This is a genomic window from Streptomyces sp. PL-25, assembly GCF_058344915.1.
The window spans coordinates 617949-642629 of record NZ_CP136997.1 but is presented as its reverse complement, the minus strand read 5'-3'; the positions used below and the strand labels follow the sequence as shown (position 1 = coordinate 642629).

Below are 24681 nucleotides of genomic sequence, written 5' to 3'. Positions count from 1 at the left end.
CGCATGGACACCGGACCGCACACCGCCGACGTCAACGGCATCACCCTCGCCTACCGCGCCTGGGGCCCGGCGGACGCGCCGCCCGTGGTCCTGCTGCACTGCCGGGGCGCCGACGGCAGCGACTGGGCCCCGATCGCGCGCCGCCTGGCGGGCGGACCGCGTCCGTGCCGCCTCTACGCCCCGGACCTGCGCGGCCACGGCGGCAGCAGCCGGCTCGGGGACCGGCCCGGTGCCTACGCCCACGAGGCGCTGCGCGACGACGTGCTCGGCCTCCTCGACGTGCTCGGCGCCGAACGGGCCGACGTCGTCGGCCACTCGCTGGGCGGCGCCGTCGCCTGCCTGATCGCCCAGCACGCGCCCGCACGCGTACGGCGGCTCGTCCTGGAGGACGTGCCCGTGCCGCTCCCGCTGGACCCGCCCCGGCCGCCGGCCGCGCGGCCACGCGGCGAACTGCCGTACGACTGGGAGATGATCCTGGCCACCGACCGCCAGCGCAACGCGCCCGACCCCGCCTGGGCCGCGGGCATGGGCCGGATCACCGCGCCCGCGCTGCTGGTCGCGGGCGGGGCGTCCAGTTCCGTCCCCCAGGACCAGGTCACCGGCCTGGCGGCGCTGATCCCCGGCGCCCGCGTCGTCACCGTGGACGCGGGGCACCTGGTGCACGCGAAGCGGCCCGAGGAGTTCCTCTCCGTGGTGACACCCTTCCTGACCGGCCTCCCCTGCCGTCCTTCCTGACCGACCGGACGCCCCGCGCGGATGGCCTGTCGGCGATGCCACCCGATCGCTAGGCTGAGCCGCGGACGACGGAATCGGGAGGAGCACGGACGTGGCCGAGAGCACTGTCCAGCAGCACCCGCTCGCGGGATGGGACAAGCCCGAGCTGGACCTCACCAGCGCCGAGTGGCAGTCCAGCAGCCGTGGCCTGGGGGATGTCCAGATCGCCTTCGTCGAGGGGTTCATCGCGATGCGCAACAGCCGTCGCCCGGAGAGCCCCTCGCTGATCTTCACCCCCGCGGAGTGGGGCGCGTTCGTCTCGGGCGCACGGGAAGGGGAGTTCGACCTCACCTGAGCGGGGGCGCCGGAGGCCGAACCGGGGGTGTTCCCGCCGGTTTTCCGGACACGCGACCTTCAAAGCCCGGTCCGCGCCGACGCCTTTGCCAGGCTGGCGCGGCAGGGAAGGCCGCCCTCCGGAGATGAGGTACCCATGAGCACTCCGCCGGTCGTCGCAGCGGTCGACGGCTCCGACGACAGCCTGCGCGCCCTCGACTGGGCGCTGGACGCGGCCCGGCGCCGCCGGGCGCCGCTGCGCGTCGTCCACGTCCGCCAGTACGCCCCCTGGACCCAGCCCGACGTCCTGGTCACCGGGCCGCCCGCGGACGCCGGGGACGAGGTGCTCGACGCGGCCCGCGCCCATGTGGCGGCGCGGGGCGACACCGGGACGGACGTCGGGTACGACGGACTCGACGGGCTGCCCGGCGCCCTGCTGCCCGAACTCGGCGCGACCGCGCGGCTGCTGGTGCTCGGCTCCCGGGGCCGCGGCGGCTTCAGAAGCCTTCTGCTGGGCTCCAACGGCCTGGCCGCCGCGCGCGACGCGGAGTGCCCGGTCGTCGTGGTGCCCCGGCCCGGACGCGAGGTCGACGACGACGAAGCCCCGGCCGTCGCCCCCGGGCCGCGGGTGGTCGCCGGTCTGAACGTCGACAGCCCCGACGACGCCGTGCTCGCCTTCGCCTTCGCCGAGGCCGCCCTGCGCGGGGCCCGCGTCCAGGTGGTCACCGCCTATCCGTGGCCGGTGCGCACCTGGGGAGCGGCGGCGGGGGAAGTGCCCATGCCGGTGATCGCCCAGGACGAGGTGGAGAGCGAGGTCGGCACCCTCGCCGACGGCTTCCTCGCCCCGCACCGGACCCGGCACCCCGATGTACCCGCCGAAGTACAGGTCCTCCCCGGCGACGCCGCCGGCCGGCTGGTCGGCGCCTCCCGCGACGCCGAACTCGTCGTGGTCGGCCGCCACCGCCGCCGCCTGCTGGCGCCCGCCCGCATGATGGGCTCCGTCACCCAGGCGGTCCTGCTGCACGCCCCCGGCCCCATCGCGGTGATCCCGCCGTCCCCGCCCGAGGAGTGACACGCACCGCCGGGCTCCGCCGGTGCGGCGGCCGGACGAGGGCGGCCGGGCCCCGCCTTCCGCCGCCGTGGACCGGGGCCCCGGCGTGCGGCGACACGTCACGCGGAGCGCCGGACGGCGCCGCCCGGCGAAGTCCGTGCGATGACTTCCCGCCCGTCCGGGCGGCCGGGGCGGGCGTGTACCGGGAGACGGCGCGATGAGGCGGGGCCGGGCGCCGAGGTCCGCCGCACGGGCGGAGGACCGGCGGGCGCGCCGGGGCCGTCGCCCGGTCCCGGCTCGATCGGCGGGGACGCCGTGCTACCGGCCGGTGGTGCGGCGGGCCGTTGTGCACCACGTCCGGCGGTTGGGTGTCGGCGGTCGGATCGCTGGGCGTATCCGTACGGGTTTCATCGGGGACCAGGCTGTGGGGCCGGGGCTGGGGCCCGGTCCCGGCCCGATCGGCGGGGGACGCCGTGCCGCCAGCCGGGTGGCGCAGCGGGCCGCCCTACACCACGCCCGGAGGCCCGGAGGCCCGGAGGCCCGGAGGCCCGGAGGCCCGGTGTCGCTCGCCGGACCGCCCGGCGCATCCGTACCCGATCAACGGGCACCGGCCCGTCCGCCACCGTCCGCATACAGGAACCGCCCGGCAGGGGCACCCGTCGCGCGCTCGATCTCGTGCTGACCCTCCGCCACGACGGCGTCGGCGGTGTCCTGGACGAGCCGGCCGACGCCGCCGGGCCCGCCGCCCGGGTGCGGGCTGTCCGGACGTCCTCCCGGGCGCCGGTGCGTACGCCGCCGACGCCCTTGTGGCGGCCGTCCGCGGGTCGCCGTGCGGGCGCTCTTCGCCCGTGCCGTCCGGCCCGCCGCGCTCGCCCCCGCCCCGCCGCCGCCACCCGGCTGCTGCCCGTGCCCGAAGCGGCCGGACGGTTCGACGCCGCCGCGCGCACCCCCACCGTGCCCGTCCTGCGCCGGACCACCGGACCACCGGACCGAACACGAGGGCCGGTTCCTCGCCCGGCGCCCGGCGCCCTGCGCCGGGCCCACGGCACCGGCGACCTCACCGCGGCGCTCGCCCAGGCCGCCGCCTCCTTCCTCGCGGGCCCCGACCGCGCGCGGCTGCGCGCACACCCCGCCCCCCCCGGCCGGCACGAGCGGGCGCCGCGACGGCGGACCGGCCGGTTCCGGGTGAGGTCCGCCCCGGACGGAGGCCGCCCGCACGTCGCGCGGCACGCCGGGACACGTACCATGGCGGCATGTCGTTCCTCCGTCGCCGCAGCGCCACGCCCGCCGGGCCCGACTTCGACGTTCTGGCCATGGACCCGGGCGACTGGCCCGGCAATCTGGGCGCCGGGCTGCTGCCCGCGCCCGACGGCACCTGCCAGGGCGTGTTCCTGCGCTACGACCTCTTCGGCGGCCGCGGCACCGCGATGATCATCGGGAACCTCCCCGAGGGCTCCCCGGCCCGCGAGGTCCCCGACGGCGAGGTGCCCTTCGAGGTGGCCCAGCTGCTGCTGGCCCTGGAGAACGACGAGGAGATCACCGTCGTCGGCACCGAGGACATGCCGGTGCTCCAGGGCGACAATCTGCTGATCGTGCGCCGCCTCAAGCTCTCCGAGAGCCGGATCTCCTGCGTCCAGTTCGACCGCAGCGACGGCGTCCTGGTGACCATCGCCGCCTGGGACCGCCCGATCACGGACGACCTGTACGCGCTGCTCAAGCCGCTGCCCGCCGAGCTGTTCCAGCAGGGCTGAGCAGCCGACCGGCACACCCGTGCGGGGCCGGCCCCCTCCCGAAGGGGGCCGGCCCCGCACGCGGTCACCGGCCCGAGGGCCGCACCTGTACGTCCGCCGCCCGGACGAACGCCACCCGGTGGCCGAACTGGATCTCGTAGTACAGGTCCTTGCCGACCACCACCCGGTGCGAGTCGGTGGTGAACGTGACCGAGTACAGGTACTCACCGGGCACCGCGTCCCCGAGCACGTACCGCTGGCCGGCCGGCAGCGTGTACGGCAGTGGTGTCACGGCCTGCACCGGCACCCCGGCCGGATACGCCTCCTTCTCCGGGTACGCCCTGCCGTACACGGGCACACCGGCCACGCCCGGCTTCGGCGTGACCACCAGCCCGGCCGCGTTCACCGCGGTGGCCTGCCGCGCGGGGTTGCGGAACCATGCCTTCTGGCCGAGGTACCAGATCGCCGTCCAGTCGCCCTGCCGCCCGGCCACCGCGTACTGCTGGCCGGTCTCCGCCCGCGAGGCCACGTCGTTCACATCGGTCGTGGAGCCACCGCCGCCCGGACGCAGCCCGATGTCCTTGACCAGCGGGGCGGACGCGTCCGGCCGGGTGTACAGCCGCACCTCGTTGGAGCCGTGCGCCGCGCACGGCGTCCCGGCGGTGACGCAGCCCGTGTACTCCGTCCCGTTGGCCGCGTAGTCCGGGCGGATCGTCACCAGTCCGCCGCCGCTGCCCGCGGTCGGCACGAAGGGGCGGCCCAGCAGCTCGAAGTAGTGCCGCCAGTCCCAGTACGGGCCGGGGTCGGTGTGCATGTCCGGGACGGCCCCGGCGGTCGGACCCGGCACCGTGTCGTGCCCCAGGATGTGCTGCCGGTCCAGCGGGATGCCGTACTTCCCGGCGAGATAGCGCACCAGCCGCGCCGAGGAGCGGTACATCGCCTCCGTGTACCAGGCGTCCGGATCGGCGAGGAAGCCCTCGTGCTCCAGCCCGATCGACGTGGCGTTGACGTACCAGTTGCCCGCGTGCCAGGACACGTCCTTGTTGTCCACGTGCTGGGCGATGTGCCCGTCGGTGGAGCGCAGCGTGTAGTTCCACGACACATAGGTCGGATCCTGGACCAGGTTGAGGACACCGTCCCAGCGGCCCTCGGTGTCATGGATGACGATGTACCGGATCCGCTCGGACCTCGGCCGGTCGCCCAGGTCGTGGTTGCCGTAGTCGTCGGTGCCGAACTCCTGGTACGGCGCCGGGACCCACTCGCAGGACACCGAGGCGGGGCACTCCGTACCGGCCGAGGAGGCCGGTGCGAGCCCGGTCCGCGCCAGCAGGGCCCGGTCGGGGGCCAGCCGCGGCCGGGCCGCGAGCACGACGCGCTGCCCGGCGTCCGTGGTGCGCCGCTCACCGGAGCGGATCACGGCGTACACGTCGTCGGCGTAGGCCGCCGCCGTGCCGCTGTCCTGCGCGCCGGAGAACCGGGCCACCGCCCCGTACCAGGCGGCGGGGTCCGCGCTCAGCGGCTCGCCCAGCCGCCGCTGCGCGTCGGCCAGCAGGGCGGCGCCGCCCGCGATGTTCGCCGCCGCGTCCGCGCGCAGCCGCTCGGCGGGCGTCCCGGTCAGGGCGGCCGCCCGGGGCAGGGTCTTCAGCCGGTCCGGCAGCGCGGAGTCCGCCGGTACGGCGGCGGGTGCCGCCGGGTGCAGGGCGGGGCGGGCATCGTCACCGCGCGGGTCCTCGGCCCCGTCGCCGTGGTGCTCCCCGGCGCGGGCCAGCGCCGTCCGGGCGTCCGTGAGGTGCATCGGGCCGTAGCCGCCGCTCACGCTCGGGGCCCCGGCGTGCCCGTCCCAGCGGGACTGGAGGTAGGAGACGCCCAGCAGGACGCTGAGCGGTACGTGGTAGCGCTCGGCCGCGGCGGAGAACGCGCGCTGGAGCCGGCCGGTGTCGTCCGCGGCACCCGCGGACGGGGCGCCCAGCAGCGGCAGCAGCAGCGCGGCGCAGGCGAGGGCGCCGCCCGCCGTACGCGCGGCGGCCCGCCCCGGCGTGGCTCTGCGGCCCCCGGTGAGGTCGGAGTCGCTGACGGATCCTCGCAATGCTGCCTCCTGGGGCGCTCGGGCGTGCGTGACGGGGCGTGCGGGGCCGGCGTGGGTCAGTGGTACCGGCTGTCCGACGATCCGTCAATCATGCGCGCGAGGAGGCGATTTCCCATGTCAGGCGGGGGCCCGGCGAGTTTCGCCGCGGCGCCGCGCGGGCCTGCGGCGCGTCAGTGGCGTACACCTGTGGTCGGCGTGCACCGGTGCCCGCCGCGCACACGAGGGAGGTCCGCGGCACCCCGTCCCGACGGGGTGCCGCGGACCTCCCTCGTGTGCCCTCAGCGGGTGCCGACCGCGGCGCGCACGGCCCGGCGCGCCAGCTGGCAGTCGTCGTGCAGCCGCCGCAGCAGCAGCCGCTGCTCCTCGCCGGCCGGGGCGGCGGCCGGGTGGGGCATGCCCGGTGCCACCGGGGCCGGGTCGTGCATCGAGCGCTGCACCGCCGTCTCGTAGGTGCGGATCTCCCGGGTCAGCACCAGCATCAGGTTCACCAGGAAGGCGTCCCGCGCCCCCGGTCCGGCCACCTGGGCGAGCTGGCTGATCTGCCGCCGGGCCTCGGGCGCCTGGCCGAGCACGGACCACAGCGTCGCCAGGTCGTAGCCCGGCAGGTACCAGCCCGCGTGCTCCCAGTCCACCAGGACCGGGCCGGCCGGGGAGAGCAGGATGTTGGCGAGCAGCGCGTCGCCGTGGCAGAACTGGGCCATGCCCTGCCGGCCCGCCGCGTGCGCGATGCCGTGCAGCAGCTTCTGGAGGTCGCCCATGTCGCGGTCGGTGAGCAGGCCCAGCTCGTGGAAGCGGGCGATCTCGGCGGCGTAGTCCAGCGGGGCGTCGAACGTCCCCGCGGGCGGCCGCCAGGTGTTCAGCCGGCACAGCGCGCCGAGGGCCGCGCGGATGTCCGCCCGCGGCGGCGTCTGCGACGGGTGCCGCTGGAGCGCGGCCACCCGGCCCGGCGCGCGCTCGATGACGAGGGTGCAGTTGTCCGGGTCCGCCGCGATCAGCCGGGGCACACGGACCGGGGGCCGGTGCCGGACGAACGAGCGGTAGACCGCTATTTCGTGCCGGTACCGCTCGGCCCACTCGCGGGACGGGTCCAGTAAGCACTTGGCGACCGCCGTGGCGCGCCCGGTCGTGCCGACCAGGAGCACGGAGCGGCCGCTGCGGCGCAGCACCTGGACCGGTGCGAACTCCGGACAGATCCGCTGCACCGAGGCGAGGGCGGTGCGCAGGGGCGCGCCCTGCGGGCCGGACAGGTCGAGCCTCCCGCTCAGGGGTGGTGTGCCGAGCCCCGCGGCGCGTCGCGGCCGGCCCACGCCGAGCACGGGGGCCGGCGGACGCGCGGGGTCGAGGAGGGGGCCGCCGACGCCCGGACGGGGACGCAGCGGCCGGGGCGGGGCGGACACGGAGGACGATGCTGCGTACATGGGCGAGACAGATCCCTTCGTGTGCCTGCTGCTCGAAGTGCGCTGCCCGGCCCGGACGCCCGGGTGCACCCTGGGGAATGTCCCTGGCGACCGGGTCGGGGCGGCGCTTTCCTACCTGACACCGGTCGCCCCGTGGCACACCATGTGGCGTGCCCTGGCGAACCCTGGCGAATAGTCGCCCGGCAACTCTCACCGGGGCTACTGTCAACTCAGCCGAGTACCTGGGGGCTTGACGTGACAGGACAACCCAACGCCCGTCTCGCGGATCTGTTCGGCCTGGCCGGCTGGTCCAAGGGGGAGCTCGCGAGGCTGGTCAACCGGCAGGCGGCGGCCATGGGCCACCCCCAGCTGGCGACCGACACCTCCCGGGTACGGCGCTGGATCGACAGGGGAGAGATCCCGCGCGATCCCGTGCCACGGGTGCTGGCGGCCCTGTTCACCGAGCGTCTCGGCCGTGTCGTGACCATCGAGGATCTCGGTCTGGTACGGCACGGGCGCACGGGGAGACGGCAGGGCGACGGGGAAGCGGAACATCCCGACGGCATGCCGTGGGCGCCCGAGCAGACCGCCGCGGTCCTCACCGAATTCACGGGAATGGACCTCATGCTCAACCGACGCGGCTTGGTGGGCGCGGGTGCCGCGCTCACCGCGGGATCAGCACTCAGCGGTGCCCTGCACGACTGGCTGCACACCGAACCGGCCCTGACGGGCGACGCCCCCCCACTCGACCACCCCCTCAACGCCGACCCCGCCGGATTCGACCGCTACGACGCCGCCCCGGTCGGGGCGGAGGAGGTCGAGGAACTGGAACGCTCCGTGGAGGTGTTCCGCGCCTGGGACGCCGCGCGCGGCGGCGGCCTCCAGCGCAAGGCGGTGGTGGGCCAGCTCAACGAGGTGGGCGGCATGCTCGCCTACCGCCACCCCGCCCATCTCCAGCGGCGCCTGTGGGGCGTCGCCGCCAACCTCGCCGTCCTGGCCGGCTGGATGTCGCACGACGTCGGCCTGGAACCCACCGCCCAGAAGTACTTCGTCATCGCCACCCACGCCGCGCGCGAGGGCGGCGACCGGCCCCGCGCGGGTGAGGCGCTGTCGCGCGCGGCCCGCCAGAAGGTGCACCTGGGCCGGCCCGACGAGGCGCTGGACCTGATGAAGCTCGCCCAGTCCGGTTCCGGCGACCGGCTCCAGCCGCGCACCAAGGCGATGTTCCACACCATCGAGGCCTGGGCGCAGGCCGCGATGGGCAAGGGACAGGCCATGCGCCGCACCCTCGGCCGCGCCGAGGACCTGTTCGTCGCCGACAGGGGCGACGGCGAACCGCTGCCCTGGATGCAGACCTTCAAGGCCGAGGACCTGTACGGGATGCAGGCGCTCGCCTACCGCACGCTGGCGGAGTTCGACCCGGACGCGGCCGTGCACGCCCAGCACTACGCGGAGAAGGCGCTCGCGCTGCGGATCGACGGCCGTGAGCGGTCGAAGATCTTCGACCATCTGTCCATGGCCTCCGCCTGCTTCATCGCGGACGACCCGGAGCAGGCGGACCGCTACGCGCGGCTGGCCCTGATGTCGATGGGGTCCAACTCCTCGCGGCGCACCTGGGACCGGCTGCGCGAGATGTACCGGCTCACCGCCCAGTACGCCGGGTATCCGAGGATCCACGAGCTGCGCGAGGAGATCCGCCTCGCCATGCCCCGGCCCCGGGGCAAGGGCGCGGGCGGCACACCGGTGTAGCGGGCGGGCCCGGACGCGTCCGCCGTACGGGCAAGTGCCGGACCGGATCCCACCACCGCCCCACCGTCATGCCGTCACGCCGACCGGGACCGACCGGGACGTCATCCGGGCGGCGAGCACACCGGTGCCGTCCTCGCGCACGGCCGCGCCGGACTCCTCCGGGACCGGACCGCCCGTGCGCCCTCGCGCGCGTCGCGCGCGGCGGCGGACCGCGGTGCGGGCGTCGGCGGCAGCCGGCTCACGTCCGCCGCCCAGCCGTGCCCCGGCACCGGAGCGCGGCAGGAGCGGGCCGCCGGGCCGGAGGGTGTGTCCGGCGTGCGGTCCCGCCGGGCTCTGTCCCGTCCGCGCCGGGCCCCCTCCCGTCCCTCGCCGGTCCGGGCGCGCCCCGGCGGTGGGCCGGGGGAGCGGTCCGCGGGCAGGGGGACGGCATGGCGCACTCCGATACGGGGACGGGGATCGCGCGGCAGGAGAGGGGCCCGCGAAAGAAGGGCCCGCTACGACTGTGGCACAGCGGACGGCGGCCCGTAAGGGATTCGGCGACACCCGATACGGTGGTGCTTCTGGCATATGCCACAGTCTCTTCGGAGCGGCTCGGCCTCCGTCGTCCGCGTACTGCATCCGCTGACTGGAGCGTATGACGTCTACGTATTCCGACGGACCGTCGAGCTGCCGGAGGCGCCGTTCGCGTGTGCGTTCGACAGTGCGACACCCTCCGCTCGCGGCATGCGGCAGTCCGGCACGGCCGGAGTGACGCAGGTCACATGAATTGGGGGGCGGTCAGGCGTAATGCGAACGGCACCTACGGGCTCCTAAGAACACACGGCAGAACCGGCCGACCTCCGACCCGCAGGGGAGACCGACCATGGACATCACCCTCGAACAGTCCGCCCGCGCCCGCCTGATCACCGCGGACGGGCAGGAACTCCCCGTCCCCGCCACGCTCCGCTACGCCTCCGTGGATCCGCTGGCCGTGCACGTGGACTTCCCGCCCGAGGCGTCACTGGACGGGGAGGAGGTGACCTGGACCTTCTCCCGCACCCTGCTCGAAGAAGGGCTGGGCCAGCCGGCCGGGGCGGGCGACGTGCACTTCTGGCCCTGCGGCGACGCCCGGACCGCGGTCGAACTGCACTCCAGGTCGGGCATGGCCCTCCTCCAGTTCGACACCCCGGCGCTCCACCGCTTCCTGCTGCGCAGCTACGCGGTCGTCGCGGCCGGCCAGGAGGACGTCGGCGCGGCCGTCGACCGGGGCCTGACCGCGCTGTTCGGCGCGGTGTGAAGCGCACCGGACAGCGCGGCGCCCCGTCCCGCATGGGACCCCGCACCGCGCTCCCGCACTGCGCCATCGCACGACGCTCCCACGCGGCGTGCCCGCGCTCAGCGGCCGTCCGGCCCGTACAGCCCCGGGCGCGGGGCGAGGGTGACCGGCACCCGGCCCCCGCTCTCCAGCGAGCGGACGCCCGCCTCGGCGACGACGGAGGCGGCATAGCCGTCCCACGCGCCGGGACCGGTGACCCGCCCGCCCCGGGTGGCGTCGACCCAGGACTGCACCTCGCGGTCGTAGGCGTCGGCGAAGCGCACGAGATAGTCCTGCGGCACCTCCTCGCGCGCCCGGCCCCGCGCGGTGACGAGCATCCCGTGGTCGTCGCCGATCCGCGCGCTGCCCGTCTCGCCCACCGCCTCGCAGCGCACCTGGTAGCCGAAGCCGCAGTTGACGAAGACCTCGACGTCCACCAGCGCGCCCCGCTCCGTCTCGAAGAGCACGAACTGCGGGTCTGCCAGCCCTTCGGGTGACCGGGCGGAGGACGCCGGACGCAGCACGGTCACGGCGGTCAGCTCCTGCCCGAGCAGCCAGCGGGCCGCGTCGATCTCGTGCGACACCGAGCTGTTGATCAGCATGGCGCTGGTGAAGTGCGGCGGCGAGGAGACATTGCGGTGCGTGCAGTGCAGCATCAGGGGGCGCCCCAACTCCCCGCCGTCCAGCAGGGCCTTCAGCCGCAGATAGCCGGTGTCGTAGCGCCGCATGAAGCCGATCTGCGCCAGCCGCCGCCCGAGCCGCGCCTCCGCCTCCACCACCCGCAGCGCCCCGGCCGGGGCCGGCACCATCGGCTTCTCGCACAGCACCGGCAGGCCCCGCGCGAAGGCCGCGAGCAGCGCCTCCTCGTGCGCCGGACCGGGTGAGGCGATCAGTACGGCGTCCACCCCGGGCGCGTCCAGGGCGGCCACGGCCTCGCCGTGCACCGAGGCGCCCTCGATGCCGCCCACTGCCGCTTCGGCCCGCGCGGTGTCCGGGTCGGCCACGGCGGCGACCCTGGCTCCGCTCACCACCCGGTCAAGACGCCGTATGTGATCGGCGCCCATGTGTCCGGCACCCAGTACGGCCACCCCCAGCAGCTCGCCCACGTGCGCTCCCTCCTTGCCGGCCCTTGTCGACGGATTCCGCCGTAGCGTAGACGCCGGCGAGGAGGGAGCTGGGGGAGCGGGGGCCGGGGCGGGCGGGTTCGGCCGGGGCGGCCGGGGGAGGGTTCAGTAGCGCAGCACGGCGGCGATGCGCTGTTCCTCGCCGAGGGTGCCGTCCGGGACGAAGCGGACCTCGGCCCCGGTCTCCAGGCACTGCTCGACGATCTCGTCCACGATGTCCTCACGGGCGTCGAGATCGCCGCCCGCCGCCGGGACCAGATGGTCCCCGGCGTCGTCGCGCACGGTCACCCGGTAGTTCTCCTCGACGACCAGCAGCCGCACCCGTCCCTCGCGGGCGCTGCGCCACAGCTCGTCGACGCCGGCCGCGAACTCCTTGCGCCCGCGGGCCGCCTCCAGCTCCCGGGTGACGGCGTCGGTCTCCTCGCGGGCCCGTGCCCGGAGCACCGGTTGCAGCGCGCGCCGCACGGCCTCGGGCGTGGCGTGCGCCAGCCCGCCGTGCGGGACGTGCACCGCGTGCCGGGCGACGCCGCCGCACTCGTCGAGGACGGCCAGCGCGCCCGGCTCACCGGTGACGTAGAGCGGCCGCGGGCGCTCGCGCAGCACCGCGCCCATCGCGGTGTCCGCCTCCCGCAGGAATTGGCGGGTGCGCTCGTCGCGGAACGTGCTCGGCGCGTCGCCGGTCCGCTCCTGGCGCTCGGCGTCGAAGTTCTCGGTGAGGTCCCGGGTCAGCGGGAAGCCGCCGGTGCGGTCCTCGGCGACCCGGCCCCCGCCGCCGCTCCACAGGGTCATCCGGTCGGCGGAGACCGACAGGACCCAGAAGGGGCTCTCGGCGGCGTTCGCGGAGACCAGGTTGCGGGTGAGGAAGGTGTCCGAGAGCACCACCCGCTCCGGCACGCTGCGGCCCAGCGACCACACCTGGTGCTCGCCGGGGGCGGCGAAGATCAGCAGTCCGTCCTCCGCGTAGGTCAGGTCCACCTCGGCCAGTGCCTCGTCGAGCTGGCGTTCGACGTCGGCGCGGCGCTCCCGGGTGACCGCCGGATCGGTCTCCAGCTGCTTCTTGGCCTCGGCCACGGCATTGCGCAGCCGGACCCGGTCCTGGGCGTTGTCGGGTTCCCTGCGGTGTGTCGGCGTGAGCACGGACACGGCGGGATAGCTGCGCGGGCGCCGCAGCTCGGCGAGGGTCGCGGGACTCAGATCGTGCTCCATGACAGCACCATAGGGCCGATTCACGTATCGGGCATTTGGAGTAATCAGGTCCCGCTCGGGGGTAACTCGTCGCTCCGGGCTCCCGCTTGCCCCGGCCGTCCGCCGGATCGCATACGGGCGGGTGGCCGGAGGTGGCCGTTGGAGAAGTCTTTGCCGGTGGCCGGTTCCCGGTGGACCACTCCTGGCGGCACGCGTACCGGCGGGCCTCGCGAAGGCAAAGCGCGGCCGAAAGCGCGGGGGTGGCCCGGCCGTCCGGGCGACGGCCGCGTTGACCGGTGCCGGGTGCGTGAAACACGCTCGTCATATAGGTGCTTGTTACAACTGCTTCGCCTGGAGGTAGGGACATGTGCGGTATCACCGGCTGGGTCTCCTTCGACCGCGACCTGCGTTCCGAGGCGGCGGCACTGGACGCGATGACGGAGACGATGGCCTGCCGCGGCCCCGACGACCGGGGCACGTGGGCGCAGGGCCCCGCCGCCCTCGGACACCGCCGGCTCGCGATCATCGACCTGCCCGGCGGACGCCAGCCGATGAGCGACACCACCCCGGACGGCACCGTGGCGATGGTCTACTCGGGTGAGGCCTACAACTTCACGGAACTGCGCGCCGACCTCGCCGCGCGCGGCCACCGCTTCACCACCGACTCCGACACCGAGGTCGTGCTGCGCGGCTATCTCGAATGGGGCGACGCCGTCGCCGAGCGGCTCAACGGCATGTACGCCTTCGCGATCTGGGACGGCCGTCACGACAAGCTCGTCATGATCCGCGACCGCATGGGGATCAAGCCCTTCTACTACTATCGAACGCCCGACGGAGTCCTCTTCGGCTCCGAGCCCAAGGCGATCCTCGCCAACCCGCTGGCCCGCCGCCGGGTCACCCTGGACGGCCTGCGCGAACTGTTCACGTTCGTGAAGACCCCCGGCCACGCCGTGTGGGACGGCATGCGCGAGGTCCAGCCCGGCACCGTCGTCACCGTCGACCGCGAGGGCCTGCACACCCGCGTCTACTGGCGGCTCGACACCCGCCCGCACACCGACGACCGCGACACCACCATCGCCACCGTGCGCTCGCTCCTCGACGACATCGTGCGCCGCCAGCTCGTCGCCGACGTGCCCCGCTGCACCCTGCTCTCCGGCGGCCTCGACTCCTCGGCGATGACGGCGCTGGCCGCCCGGCAACTGGCCGAGCAGGGCGAGAAGGTGCGCAGCTTCGCCGTCGACTTCGTCGGTCAGACGGACCGTTTCGTCGCCGACGAGCTGCGCGGCACCCCCGACACCCCGTTCGTGCACGACCTGGCCCGCGCCGCCGACACCGACCACCAGGACATCGTGCTCGACGCGCAGTCGCTGGCCGACCCCGAGGTGCGGGCGCGCGTCCTGAGCGCCCGTGACCTGCCCATGGGCTTCGGCGACATGGACGCCTCGCTGTACCTGCTGTTCCGCAGCATCCGCGACCACTCCACGGTCGCCCTGTCCGGCGAGTCCGCCGACGAGGTCTTCGGCGGCTACCTCCAGTTCTTCGACGAGGAGGCCCGCCGCGCCGACACCTTCCCGTGGCTGGTGCGCTTCAGCCGCGACTTCGGCGACGACGGCGACGTGCTGCGCCCGGACCTCACCCGCGCCCTGGACCTGCCGGCGTACATCGCGGACGGCTACCGCACCGCCGTCGCCGGCATCCGCCGCCTCGACGGGGAGAGCGACTTCGAGTTCCGGATGCGGCAGATCTGCCATCTGCACCTGACCCGCTTCGTCCGCGTCCTGCTCGACCGCAAGGACCGGATGAGCATGGCGGTCGGCCTGGAGGTCCGTGTGCCGTTCTGCGACCACCGGCTCGTGGAGTACGTCTACAACACGCCCTGGTCCCTGAAGTCGTTCGACGGACGGGAGAAGAGCCTGCTCCGGGAGGCGACCGCGGACGTGCTGCCCAAGTCCGTGTACGACAGGGTCAAGAGCCCCTACCCCTCCACCCAGGACCCGGCGTACGCGCTCGCCCTCCAGGGCCACGTCAAGGATCTGCTCGCCCGGCCGAGCCACCCGGTCTTCGACCTGGTCGACCGCGAGCGGGTGCGCCGGGCCGCGCACGTCGACACCCCCGTCAGCACGCAGGCGGCGCGGCGCAGCCTGGAGAAGACCCTCGACCTGGCCGTCTGGCTCGACCTCTACCGGCCCGAGATCGTCACCGGCTGAGCCCGATCGCCCGGTCCGCCGCGGCGGCCGACGCCTGCCACCAGGTCGTCACCGGCTCCCACACCCGGACCGAGCCGCCCGCGCCCAGCTCCGAGGCGGTGAACGTCCGGCCCGGCAGCGCCGGGTCCGCCGCCACGGTCAGGGCGGGGACCCGGCGGGCCTCGGGGTCCGCCGGGTCGGCGACGGTACGTACCGCCGCGTAGGCCGTGCCCCCGGCGGCCAGCCGGAACGGGCCGCTCTCGCCCGGCGGCACCGGGGTCGCCGCGCCGTCCAGGTCCCCGAAGGTCACCGTGGGGATCCGGTCCACCGTGCAGACCCGCCCCCGGTTGGTGACCTGGAGGCGGACCACGGACGGCTCGGCGGGCACCGCCCGCGCCCGGACGGTCAGTTGCGAGGCGGCGCAGGCGGCGGGCGCGGGGGCCGCCTGACCGGGCGAGGCGGCCAGCAGCAGGGCGGCGACGGCGGCCGGAGCGGCCGACAGGGCGACGGCGGTACGGATACGCATGGTTCCCCCAGAGACGGTCGTGGTCGCGTACGGGAGCGGCGGACGACCGGCCCCGAGGCCGCCGCCCCGCCCGCCCCTTCCTGAAGTGGGACCACCCGGGGCGCCGTCTGGTTGCGTTCCCGCGCCCGGACCACCCGAACCGGTCGTCGTGGCCGGTTCGTTCACCCGCCGGTGTCCGGCTCCCGGTCCGGCGGACACGAACTGCCGTCGGCGGGCAGGGAACCGTAGAGCAGGAAGTCGTCCACCTTCCGGTGCACGCACCGCGAGGACCCGTACCCGGTGTGCCCCTCGCCCCGGTTGTCGAGCACCACGGCCGAGGAGCCGAGGCGCCGCGCCGTCTCCACGGTCCAGCGGTACGGGGTCGCCGGGTCGCCCCGGGTGCCGACGAGCAGCATCTTCGCCGTGTCGACGTCCTTCACCCGCTCCCGGACGAAGTCGGTGCCCCTGGGACGTCCGTAGCACATCAGCAGCTCGTTGAGCCGGTAGCGGCCGAAGACCGGGGAGACCTGCGTGTACTCGGCGCTCAGCCGGCCGAGGTCCCTGACGAGCCGCTCGGCGTCCGGGCGGTCCGGGTCGTCCGCGCAGTTGATCGCCATCATCGCGGCCGGCAGGTTGTCCAGCGGCACGGCCCCGTTGTCGGTGAGGCCGCCGCCGGACGCCTGCCCCGCCGCCCGGCCCGGCCCGCCGCGCGTCACCGGCAGCGCGATGCCGCCGGAGGCGAGGGACTGCACGGGCCGGGTGTCGCCGTCCTGCACCAGCGAGGCGACCGCGCGCTCCAGCGACGGCCACATCGCCTTGCTGTACAGCGCCTGCCCGACGGCGCCCACGAGCTGCTGGCCGGTCAGCCGGCCGCCCAGCCCGGTCGGCACCGGGTTCTCGTCCAGCGACCGGACGAGCTGGACGACCTGGTCGCCCGCCCGGCGCCGGTCCTGGCCGAACGGGCAGGCGATGTCCCGCACACACCAGTCCAGGAAGTCCTCCAGTGCCGTCTGCTGGCCCTGCGCCGCCACCAGCCCCTGCTGCTGAGCCGACTCGGTCAGCGTGTCCACGCCGTCCAGGGCCATCCGGCCCACCTTGCCGGGGAACTCCGCGGCGTACACCGCGCCCAGCCGGGTGCCGTAGGAGAAGCCCAGGTAGTTGAGCCCGCGGTCGCCGAGCGCCTGGCGGATCACATCGAGGTCGCGGGCCGCGTCGACGGTGCCTATGCGGGGCAGCACCGGCCCGGAGTGCCGGGCGCACTCGGCCGCCACCTGCTTCCACTCGGCCAGCGCCTTGCGCGCGGCCCGCGCGTCGCCCAGGTCGACGACGGCGTCGCCCGAGCCGCCCTCCGCGGAGCCGCCGGCGTCGACACCGCAGCTGACCGGGGAGGACCGGCCGACGCCCCGCTGGTCGAAGCTCACCACGTCGTAGCCGTTGGTCAGGTCCATGAACTGCTTGCCGCTCAGCGCGAGTTCCGACACGCCCGGGGCGCCGGGACCGCCGAAGTTCAGCACCACCGACCCCCGCCGGTGCCCCGTGGCCCGGTAGCGGGCCAGCGCCAGATCGAGGGTGCCCGCGCCCGGACGGGCGTAGTCGACCGGCACGGTGACCTTGCCGCACTGGAGGTCCTTGGGCGCGCCCGCCTCGCACGCCGACCACGTCACTTTCTGCCGGTAGAAGCGGTCCAGACCCGGCTGCCCGCCGTCCGCGGCGGCCGCGGGCAGGCACGCGCCGAGAAGGCCCAGTGTGACGGCTCCGGCGCAGGCACAGCGCCGCGCCAGGGACCGCGTCGACGGCTTGACCGGCATGGGCGCCTCCAGGGGCGCCATGCCACGGACCGGGACAACGCCCTCGCCCACCATAAGCGGGCCCCGGGCGCCCCGCCTCCCGGTGCCGGACCGTTGCGGCGCACGTACGACAGGTGCCGCGCCGTTCGAGCCCGAGCCCCGGGACCGGGCCGGGCGCATCGCCCGAAGGGGTGAAAGCCGCACAAGCCATAACTCGGATGGCCGACCCGCGTTCTACCCGGTGCGGGCGAGTGCCCGCGCCCCTTTCTGGAAGGCACAGGACCTATGAAACGGGTTACCCGAAATGGTGTGATCGCCCTCGCCGCCTCCGGCGCGGTGGCGATGGCGGTGCCGGTGTCCGCCGCGTTCGCGGCCGACGCGGACGGCGTTGCGGCCGGCTCTCCCGGACTGCTCTCCGGCAACGGCGTCCAGCTCCCGGTGGACGTCCCGGTGAACGTGTGCGGCAACACGGTGAACGTCGTCGGCCTGCTCAACCCCGCGGCGGGCAACCGCTGCGCCAACACCTCCTCCGGCGCCGCCTCCACCGGTCACGGGAGCGACGAGGCGCACGGGACGCACGGGACGCACGAGGCACAGCCCGGCGGCGGCGCCACGGCGCACGAGGGTGCGAAGGACTCGCCCGGCGTGCTCTCCGGCAACGGCGTCCAGCTCCCGGTGCACCTCCCGGTGAACGTCAGCGGCAACAGCGTGAACGTGGTGGGCATCGGCAACCCGGCCACCGGCAACACGTCCGTCAACACCTCCACCGACCGGCCCGTCCCGCACCCGGTCACCCCGCCCGCGCACCCCGCCCCGCGCCCGGCGCCCCGGCCCGTCACGCACCCCGCGCCCGCGGCCGTACCGCACACCGAGGTGTCCCTCGCCCACACCGGCGCGGACCACACGATGCCCGCCGTCGCCGCGAGCGCCGCGCTCCTGCTCGGCGGAACCGTCCTCTACCGGCGCTTCCGGCCCGGGGCGGCCCGCTGACCCGGGCCAGGACGACACGGGGGAGTGTCCCACCGCGGCCCGCCGGCCGCTCCCCCCACCGGTGGGACCCCCGGCACCGGCCCGCGCGCACCGCGCACCCGCCGGGCGCGGCACGCGGCTTGATCCGGCCGTGGCGCGCCCGCCCGCGATCCGGAAGGATGCTGCGCGCACCCGCCCCCACGGAAATGGAGCGCACCGATGGCCCCGGAGGCCCACGACGACCTCGTCCTCAGCCCGGCGACCCTGGAGGACTGGCCGGTCATCAGCGGCTGGGCGGCCGACGAGGGATGGAACCCCGGGCTGTCCGACGGCCCGGCCTTCTTCGCCCAGGACCCGGACGGCTTCTTCCTGGGCCGGATCGGCGGCGAGCCGGTCTCCGCGATCTCCGTCGTCAATCACGGCCCGGACTTCGCCTTCCTGGGCTGCTACCTCGTCCGCCCCGACCTGCGCGGCCGGGGCCACGGCCTGACCACCTGGAAGACCGGCCTCGCGCACGCCGGCAGCCGCACCGTCGGCCTCGACGGCGTCGTCGCCCAGCAGGACAACTACCGGCAGTCCGGCTTCCGTCCGGCCCACCGCACCGTCCGGTACACCGGCACCGCGCCCGCCACCACCGCCCCCGGCGGCGTCCGGGCCTTCGCCGCCGCGGACCTCGCGGACATCACCGCCTACGACGCCGCCTGCCACCCCGCCGACCGGCCGAGGTTCGTCGCCCAGTGGCTGAGCACCCCGGGCCACCGCGGCCTCGTCCGCCGCGCCGCGGGCCGTGTCACCGGCTACGGCGTACTGCGCCCGGCCCGCGACGGGGTGCGGATCGGACCGCTCTTCGCCGACACCGCCGAGGACGCGCACGCCCTGTTCGACGCGCTCTGCGCCGACGTCCCGGGCCGCCAGGTCTCCCTCGACGTCCCCGCGTCCAACACGGCGGGCGTCGCCCTGGCCGAACAGGCCGGTCTCACCCCGTCCTTCGAGACCGCCCGGATGTACACGGGGCCGGTGCGGCCGCACGCCGGTGAGCGGGTCTTCGGCGTCACCACCCTGGAACTGGGGTAGCCGCACGGCGGCCGGGGCAGCCGCACGGCGGCCCGGAGCTAATCCCGTTGCCCGGGGCCGTCGGCTCTGATGAGGTCGGGCGCATGGATCACGCCACTGTTCTCGCCCGTTACGACCGGGAGTTGCGTGAGCACGCGCGCCCCGACAGCCCCGCCGCGCGCGTCGAGCGCGCCGGGAAGGTGGTGCGGCAGACCGGCCGCAGCGCACAGGACTGGAACGGCGTGCTGTGGTCGGCGCTGGACGAGGCCGGTGCCGACGCGGAGATCGCCGCCCAGGTCGCCCACTTCGGCGCGCTCGGCCACCCCTTCGAATGGAAGCTGTACGGGCACGACCGTCCCGCCGACCTCGGAAAGCGGCTGACGGACGCCGGATTCACCGCCGAGCCGCCGGAGACGCTCATGGTCGCGGAGATCGCCGGGCTGGCCCTGGACACCGCGCTGCCCGACGGCGTCAGCCTGCACGCCGTCACCGACGAGGCCGGGGTGGACCTCATGGGCGAGGCCCACACTAAGGCGTTCGGCTCGGACCCGGCGGACCTGCGCCACCGTGTCCTCACCCAGCTCTCCGCCGCCCCAAACACCCTGGCCGCGTTCGTCGTCCTGGCCGACGGGGAACCGGTGAGCTCGGCCCGCGCGGAACTGCTGCCGGACACCCGGTTCGCCGGTCTGTGGGGCGGCGGCACCGCCGAGGGCTGGCGCGGCCGCGGCATCTACCGCGCCCTGGTCGCCCACCGCGCCCGGATCGCCGCCGAACGGGGTTACGCGTACCTCCACGTCGACGCCTCCGACGAGAGCCGCCCCATCCTCCAGCGCCTCGGCTTCGAACCGCTGACCACGACGACGCCGCACATCTGTACGCCCTGAACACCCGTGCGCCCCGACCCCGAGCCGGGCGCGTCGAGCGGTCCCGGGCCGGGGTCAGGGCGCACGCGGGCGGGCCGGCGCGCGGGGAAGCGGCGCCGGCCCGCCCCGGGCGGGTCCCGCGGAGTCAGCGCGTGGGCGACTTGGCCCGGTCCAGCGCGGCCACCCCCACCGCGGCGAGCGCGATCTGGATGAGCCATTCGATCCAGTCCACGCCCTTGGTGTCGTCGACACCGAGCGCGGAGGCGATCGCCGCGCCGATCAGTGCGGCGATGATGCCGATGACGATCGTCCAGATGACCCCGATGTGCTGGCGGCCCGGAACGACGAGCCGTCCCAGGACACCGATGATGATGCCGATGACGATGGCACTGATGATGCCGCTGATCTCCATCTTCGCCTCTCCGTGCCGTTGTGGTCGTTGTGCTGTCGTGGTCGTTGTCCCCGCGCTGACCGGATGCCCGCTGGACGCGCGGACACTCCCCCGGCTCGTCACCGGCCTCTGGTTGGCATGAGCGCGCCCGCACGGGGCAGGCGCGGGAGGAGACGGTCGTACACGCCGCCGCTCCCGGCGGCCCGGCGCGGAGGTGAGCACACCATGGACGCGAAGGTGCTGGCACGTTTCCCGGCGGGCGGTCCGCGCGGGTCCTGGCCCGCCGAGGAGTACGCGGCGCGCCGCAGGGCCGAGGGCAGCTCCGCGACCGTGGTGATGGACCTGCGCACGGACGCCTTCCTCGTGGTGACGCCCGCCCGCGAAGAGGAATGACGGAACCCGCCCGCGAGAGGGATGAAGGAAATCGAACGGGGATCGCGTAGCGCGCCGGAGGTCCGCGATACGAGACCTGCCGGTTCCTTCTTGACTGCCCCACCCGCGGGTGTCACGATCGTCGACATGAACACGCGACCGGACCTCACGCGGCGACGCCATGTCGACCTCGCCCGTGTCTCCAGCGCCTCCTGTCGCCCCGCTGTCTGAGCCGCCGCGCCTCTCCTGCGCCGCGCCGCACAGCGCACCGAGCCACCCGGCCGACGAGGCCCCGGCCGCGCCGCGCATCCCGTCACGCTGAAGCAGCTCGGCCGTCGTACGCCATCGCGCGGCCGCGTTTTCCGCCCTTCTCCGCTTTCTCTGCTTTCTCCGAGTTTCCGCTTTCTTCTCTTCTCTTCACGTCTCTTTTCTTGTTTTCCCCGTGAGCGTTCCGCGCGCATTCCCGCCCGCGGCCGCCGACGCGTTTTCCCGTGTTCCGGTCCGGTGCTCTTCCGGACCTTCGGGGGCCGTCGGCCGCCGCCCGCTCCGCCGTGCCAGAAAGAGGACCCATGGCCACCGTCCTGTCCGTCTCCGGCAGCCCCTCCGCCTCCTCCCGCACCAACCGTCTGCTGCGCCATCTCGACCAGCGGCTGACCGCCCAGGGCCACGAGGTGGTCCCGCTCGACATCCGCACCGTGCCCGCCGAGGCGCTCCTCGGCGCGGACTTCCGCCACCCGGCGATAGTGGAGGCCACCGAACTGTTCGCCCGCGCCGACGGCGTGGTCGTGGGCACGCCCGTCTACAAGGCGTCCTACTCCGGTGTCCTCAAGGCGCTGCTCGACCTGCTCCCGCAGTACGCCCTCACCGGCAAGACCGTGCTGCCCCTGGCCACCGGCGGCTCCGTCGCGCACGTCCTCGCCATCGACTACGCGCTGCGGCCCGTCCTCAACTCCATGGGCGCCACCCACATCGTGCAGGGCTGGTTCACCCTCGACAAGGACATCACGGTGCACGAGGACGGGACGCTGACCGTCGCGCCCGCGGCGAGCGAGGCGCTGACCCAGGTGGTCGACCAGTTCTCGCTGGCCCTGGGCCGCGTCCCGCTGCTGGCCGCGGCGAGCTGAGCCCCGCCCGTCCGCCCCGCCCGTCCGCCCCGGCCGTCCGTACCGCCCGCACGACCCCGCCGTCCTCACCCGCCCGCACCGGTCCGCCCCGCACCGGACTCCCCGCACGTACGGGCACTCGCGAACGGAGACCCCGTGTCCCTCACCTTCCACTGGTTCCTGCCCACCAACGGCGACAGCCGCCATGTGGTCGGCGGCGGCCACGGTGCTCCGGGTGGGGCCGCCGGGCAGGACCGGCCGCCCACGGTCGCCTATCTGAGCCAGATCGCCCGCGCCGCCGAGGACCTCGGCTTCGCCGGTGCGCTCACCCCGACCGGGGCCTGGTGCGAGGACGCCTGGCTCACCACCGCCATGGTCAGCCGGCACACCGAGCGGCTGAAGTTCCTGGTCGCCTTCCGGCCCGGGTTCGTCTCCCCGACGCTCGCCGCGCAGATGGCGGCCACCTTCCAGCGGCACTCCGGCGGGCGGCTGCTGCTGAACGTGGTCACCGGCGGCGAGAGCCAGGAGCAGCGGGCCTACGGCGACTTCCTCGGCAAGGACGACCGCTACCGGCGCACCGGCGAGTTCCTGGAGATCGTGCGTGGGCTGTGGGCGGGCAGGACGGTCGGGCTGAGCGGCGCGCACCTGCGGGTCGAGGACGCCCGGCTGGTGCGGCTGCCCGATCCGGTGCCCGAGGTGTACTTCGGCGGTTCCTCGCCGGTCGCCGGAGAGATCGCCGCCCGGCACGCCGACGTCTACCTCACCTGGGGCGAGCCGCCCGCCCAGGTCGCCGGGAAGATCGCCTGGATCCGGGACCTGGCCGCCCGGCACGGGCGCACCCTCCGGTTCGGCATCCGGCTGCACGTCATCGCCCGGGACACCGCCGAGTCGGCCTGGGCCGAGGCGCACCGCCTGCTGGCCGGCTTCGACCCCGAGACGGTGCGGTCCGTGCAGGCCGGGCTCGCCCGCAGCGAATCGGAGGGCCAGCGGCGCATGCTGGCGCTGCACGGCGGCGGCCGGGACGGGCTGGAGATCCACCCCAATCTGTGGGCCGGGATCGGACTGGTGCGCGGCGGCGCGGGCACGGCCCTGGTCGGCAGCCACCGGGAGGTGGCGGAGCGGATCAGGGAGTACCACGCCCTGGGCATCGACGAGTTCGTCCTGTCCGGCTATCCGCACCTGGAGGAGGCGTACTGGTTCGGGGAGGGCGTCCTGCCGCTGCTGGCCGCCGAGGGACTGTGGCGGCACCCGGCCGGGGCCCGGCGGGGCGGGCCGGTGGAGGCGGCGGCCGCGAGCTGACCTTGCCGCGGCCGCGCGGTGTGTTCGTCGCCCGTACGCAGCTCCGGGCGCGGCCCGTGGGCGCGGCCGCCGCCCGCTTGACTACTCTTGTGTAGACGGTTCACTGGAGTGCAGGCGAGAACGGGGTGAGGGACCTTCCCATGACGGACGCGAAGGACGAGCGCAGACCGGCCGGTGAGCTGGAGGCCGGTGTGCTGGCCGTCCTGTGGGCCGCCGACACGCCCCGGACACCGGGCGAGGTCCAGCAGAGCCTGGCCGCCGACCTGGCCCGCACCACGGTGACGACGATCCTGACCCGGCTGCACGAGAAGGGCGTGGTCGGGCGGCGCCGCCAGGGGCGCGGCTACGCCTACTACCCGGTGCAGGACGCGCACGGGCTGACCGCCCGCCGTATGCACTCCGAACTCGACCGGGACACCGACCGCGAGACCGTGCTCGCCCGCTTCGTCGCCCAGCTCAGCCCCGACGACGAGCGGATCCTGCGCGATCTGCTGGAACCGGACGAGCGATGACCGCGCCGCTGCTCCTGCTCCTGCCGCTGCTGCTGCCGTGCGCGGCTCCGGCCCTGGCCCGGCGCGCGGGCGACCGGCTCGCGCCCGGGGCGGCGCTGTGGGTGCTCACCACGGCTGCCGTGGTGCTCGCGGGCTGCTCGTCGGCCGCGCTCGGCGGCTTCGTCCTGACGGGACTGCTCAAGCTGCCTCTCTTCGCCGCCCTGGGCGACCTGGTGCACCCGCTGCGCATCGCTCCCGACGCCGTGGTCGTGCCCGCCGCCGTCGCCGGTGCCGGGGCGCTCGCCGTGTGCGCGGGCGCGCTGGTCCGTACGGGCCGCGCGGAGGTGCGGGCGCTGCGTGCGGCCCGCGCGCGGGCCGCACGCGTCCCGGCCGCCGGTGACCTGTGCGTCCTCGACTCGCCGTACCCGGACGCGTACGCCCTGCCCGGCCGCCCGCACCGCATCGTCGTCACCACCGCGATGCTGCGCAGCCTCGACGCCGCCGAGCGCGAGGTGCTGTTCGCGCACGAGCGGGCGCACAACCGCGGTGGCCACCACTGGTTCCTGGCCGCCGCCGAACTCGCCGCGCACTGCCATCCGGCCCTGCGTCCGGTGCGCGAGGCGGTGCGGCTCGCCGCCGAGCGGGCCGCCGACGAGGCCGCCGCCGCGGCCGTGGGGGACCGGCGGCTCGCCGCGCGCGCCGTCGCCCGTGCCGCCCTCGCCGGGCAGCGATCCCGCTCGGCGCGCCCGCGCTCCGCGCCCGCCGTCGGCTCCGGACCGGTGCCGCGCCGGGTCACCGCGCTCCTGGCGGCCCCCCATGTCCCCGGCCGGGCCGCGACCCGGACCGCCGCGCTGCTGCTGGCCTGCGCCGCCCTGTCCTTCGGCGCCTCGGCCACCGGGGTGCTCGACGTCCACCACCGGGTGGAGGTCGCCCAGGGCGAGGCGTCCCGCTGACCTTCGGCCCCTTCCTGCTCCACCGCGCCGGGGCGACTGGCGCGGC

Annotated in this window: 23 protein-coding genes; 16 read left to right on the top strand and 7 right to left on the bottom strand. The window is 75.2% G+C overall.

The features are described from left to right. Window positions 1-3 precede the first annotated feature (3 nt). The 4 genes from R4Z62_RS02740 to R4Z62_RS02725 all read left to right on the top strand — a co-directional run bounded on the left by R4Z62_RS02740 (window position 4) and on the right by R4Z62_RS02725 (window position 3849). On the top strand, window positions 4-735 hold the full coding sequence (locus R4Z62_RS02740) for an alpha/beta fold hydrolase (RefSeq protein ID WP_355484226.1): 732 nt from the start codon (window positions 4-6) through the stop codon (window positions 733-735). A 91-nt stretch (window positions 736-826) separates the two neighbouring features. Continuing rightward, window positions 827-1069 carry a DUF397 domain-containing protein gene (locus R4Z62_RS02735; RefSeq protein WP_018569437.1) on the top strand — a complete coding sequence of 81 codons (243 nt, stop codon included), beginning with the start codon at window positions 827-829 and terminating at the stop codon, window positions 1067-1069. 135 nt (window positions 1070-1204) lie between these two features. After that, a complete protein-coding gene (locus R4Z62_RS02730; RefSeq protein WP_491519012.1) occupies window positions 1205-2119 on the top strand; it encodes a universal stress protein in 915 nt (304 codons plus the stop codon). Window positions 2120-3351: 1232 nt separating this feature from the next. Then, window positions 3352-3849 carry a hypothetical protein gene (locus R4Z62_RS02725; protein WP_064531237.1) on the top strand — a complete coding sequence of 166 codons (498 nt, stop codon included), beginning with the start codon at window positions 3352-3354 and terminating at the stop codon, window positions 3847-3849. A gap of 64 nt (window positions 3850-3913) precedes the next feature. Here R4Z62_RS02725 and R4Z62_RS02720 read toward each other — a convergent pair whose 3' ends face one another. Both R4Z62_RS02720 and R4Z62_RS02715 read right to left on the bottom strand, forming a co-directional pair. Next, window positions 3914-5914 (bottom strand): N-acetylmuramoyl-L-alanine amidase, encoded by a 2001-nt coding sequence (locus R4Z62_RS02720; RefSeq protein WP_491519011.1) that lies wholly within the window; start codon window positions 5912-5914, stop codon window positions 3914-3916. A 278-nt stretch (window positions 5915-6192) separates the two neighbouring features. Next, entirely contained in the window at window positions 6193-7332 is a 1140-nt protein-coding gene (locus tag R4Z62_RS02715) for an aminoglycoside phosphotransferase family protein (RefSeq protein WP_491519010.1), read from the bottom strand. 234 nt (window positions 7333-7566) lie between these two features. On the opposite strand from R4Z62_RS02715, the gene R4Z62_RS02710 reads away from it, so the two are divergent. Together R4Z62_RS02710 and R4Z62_RS02705 are read left to right on the top strand one after the other, a co-directional pair. Then, the gene (locus R4Z62_RS02710) at window positions 7567-9060 is read left to right on the top strand and encodes a DNA-binding protein NsdB (protein WP_491519009.1); all 1494 of its coding nucleotides are present in this window, start codon (window positions 7567-7569) and stop codon (window positions 9058-9060) included. Window positions 9061-9922: 862 nt separating this feature from the next. Continuing rightward, window positions 9923-10336, top strand: coding sequence for an SsgA family sporulation/cell division regulator (locus R4Z62_RS02705; RefSeq protein WP_018569431.1), 414 nt, complete (start codon window positions 9923-9925; stop codon window positions 10334-10336). A 98-nt stretch (window positions 10337-10434) separates the two neighbouring features. Here the strand turns inward: R4Z62_RS02705 and R4Z62_RS02700 are convergent, their stop codons facing one another. Next, window positions 10435-11460, bottom strand: a complete 1026-nt coding sequence (locus R4Z62_RS02700) for a Gfo/Idh/MocA family protein (protein ID WP_491519008.1) — start codon at window positions 11458-11460, stop codon at window positions 10435-10437. A gap of 123 nt (window positions 11461-11583) precedes the next feature. Next, complete coding sequence (locus R4Z62_RS02695) at window positions 11584-12684, bottom strand: baeRF3 domain-containing protein (protein WP_064531231.1); 1101 nt, start codon at window positions 12682-12684, stop codon at window positions 11584-11586. Between the two features lie 344 nt (window positions 12685-13028). On the opposite strand from R4Z62_RS02695, the gene asnB reads away from it, so the two are divergent. Then, a complete protein-coding gene (asnB, locus tag R4Z62_RS02690; RefSeq protein ID WP_491519007.1) occupies window positions 13029-14870 on the top strand; it encodes an asparagine synthase (glutamine-hydrolyzing) in 1842 nt (613 codons plus the stop codon). On the opposite strand, the gene R4Z62_RS02685 is transcribed toward asnB, so the two are convergent. Both R4Z62_RS02685 and R4Z62_RS02680 read right to left on the bottom strand, forming a co-directional pair. After that, on the bottom strand, window positions 14860-15375 hold the full coding sequence (locus R4Z62_RS02685; RefSeq protein WP_491519006.1) for a DUF4232 domain-containing protein: 516 nt from the start codon (window positions 15373-15375) through the stop codon (window positions 14860-14862). The two genes, asnB and R4Z62_RS02685, sit on opposite strands and share 11 nt — an antisense overlap. Window positions 15376-15536: 161 nt before the next feature. Next, window positions 15537-17162 carry an alpha/beta hydrolase gene (locus R4Z62_RS02680; protein WP_491521829.1) on the bottom strand — a complete coding sequence of 542 codons (1626 nt, stop codon included), beginning with the start codon at window positions 17160-17162 and terminating at the stop codon, window positions 15537-15539. A 288-nt stretch (window positions 17163-17450) separates the two neighbouring features. Here R4Z62_RS02680 and R4Z62_RS02675 point away from each other — a divergent pair, with 288 nt between their 5' ends. The 3 genes from R4Z62_RS02675 to R4Z62_RS02665 all read left to right on the top strand — a co-directional run bounded on the left by R4Z62_RS02675 (window position 17451) and on the right by R4Z62_RS02665 (window position 20047). Continuing rightward, window positions 17451-18131 carry a chaplin gene (locus tag R4Z62_RS02675; RefSeq protein WP_389601993.1) on the top strand — a complete coding sequence of 227 codons (681 nt, stop codon included), beginning with the start codon at window positions 17451-17453 and terminating at the stop codon, window positions 18129-18131. Window positions 18132-18329: 198 nt separating this feature from the next. Beyond that, the gene (locus tag R4Z62_RS02670) at window positions 18330-19184 is read left to right on the top strand and encodes a GNAT family N-acetyltransferase (RefSeq protein ID WP_064531226.1); all 855 of its coding nucleotides are present in this window, start codon (window positions 18330-18332) and stop codon (window positions 19182-19184) included. 83 nt (window positions 19185-19267) lie between these two features. Further along, entirely contained in the window at window positions 19268-20047 is a 780-nt protein-coding gene (locus tag R4Z62_RS02665) for a GNAT family N-acetyltransferase (RefSeq protein WP_491519005.1), read from the top strand. A gap of 124 nt (window positions 20048-20171) precedes the next feature. Here the strand turns inward: R4Z62_RS02665 and R4Z62_RS02660 are convergent, their stop codons facing one another. After that, the gene (locus tag R4Z62_RS02660; RefSeq protein WP_064531224.1) at window positions 20172-20438 is read right to left on the bottom strand and encodes a hypothetical protein; all 267 of its coding nucleotides are present in this window, start codon (window positions 20436-20438) and stop codon (window positions 20172-20174) included. Between the two features lie 204 nt (window positions 20439-20642). On the opposite strand from R4Z62_RS02660, the gene R4Z62_RS02655 reads away from it, so the two are divergent. The 6 genes from R4Z62_RS02655 (at window position 20643) to R4Z62_RS02630 (ending at window position 24635) form a co-directional block, all read left to right on the top strand. Then, complete coding sequence (locus R4Z62_RS02655; RefSeq protein WP_173860795.1) at window positions 20643-20810, top strand: DUF8839 family protein; 168 nt, start codon at window positions 20643-20645, stop codon at window positions 20808-20810. A 21-nt stretch (window positions 20811-20831) separates the two neighbouring features. Further along, the gene (locus R4Z62_RS02650) at window positions 20832-21020 is read left to right on the top strand and encodes a putative leader peptide (protein ID WP_382852151.1); all 189 of its coding nucleotides are present in this window, start codon (window positions 20832-20834) and stop codon (window positions 21018-21020) included. 338 nt (window positions 21021-21358) lie between these two features. Beyond that, entirely contained in the window at window positions 21359-21913 is a 555-nt protein-coding gene (gene ssuE, locus R4Z62_RS02645; RefSeq protein WP_018569419.1) for an NADPH-dependent FMN reductase, read from the top strand. 135 nt (window positions 21914-22048) lie between these two features. Then, on the top strand, window positions 22049-23191 hold the full coding sequence (locus R4Z62_RS02640) for an LLM class flavin-dependent oxidoreductase (RefSeq protein ID WP_491519004.1): 1143 nt from the start codon (window positions 22049-22051) through the stop codon (window positions 23189-23191). 140 nt (window positions 23192-23331) lie between these two features. After that, window positions 23332-23703 (top strand): BlaI/MecI/CopY family transcriptional regulator, encoded by a 372-nt coding sequence (locus R4Z62_RS02635; protein ID WP_064531222.1) that lies wholly within the window; start codon window positions 23332-23334, stop codon window positions 23701-23703. Beyond that, entirely contained in the window at window positions 23700-24635 is a 936-nt protein-coding gene (locus tag R4Z62_RS02630; RefSeq protein ID WP_491519003.1) for a M48 family metalloprotease, read from the top strand. Before R4Z62_RS02635 ends, R4Z62_RS02630 begins: the two co-directional genes overlap by 4 nt. The last annotated feature ends 46 nt before the right edge of the window (window positions 24636-24681 follow it).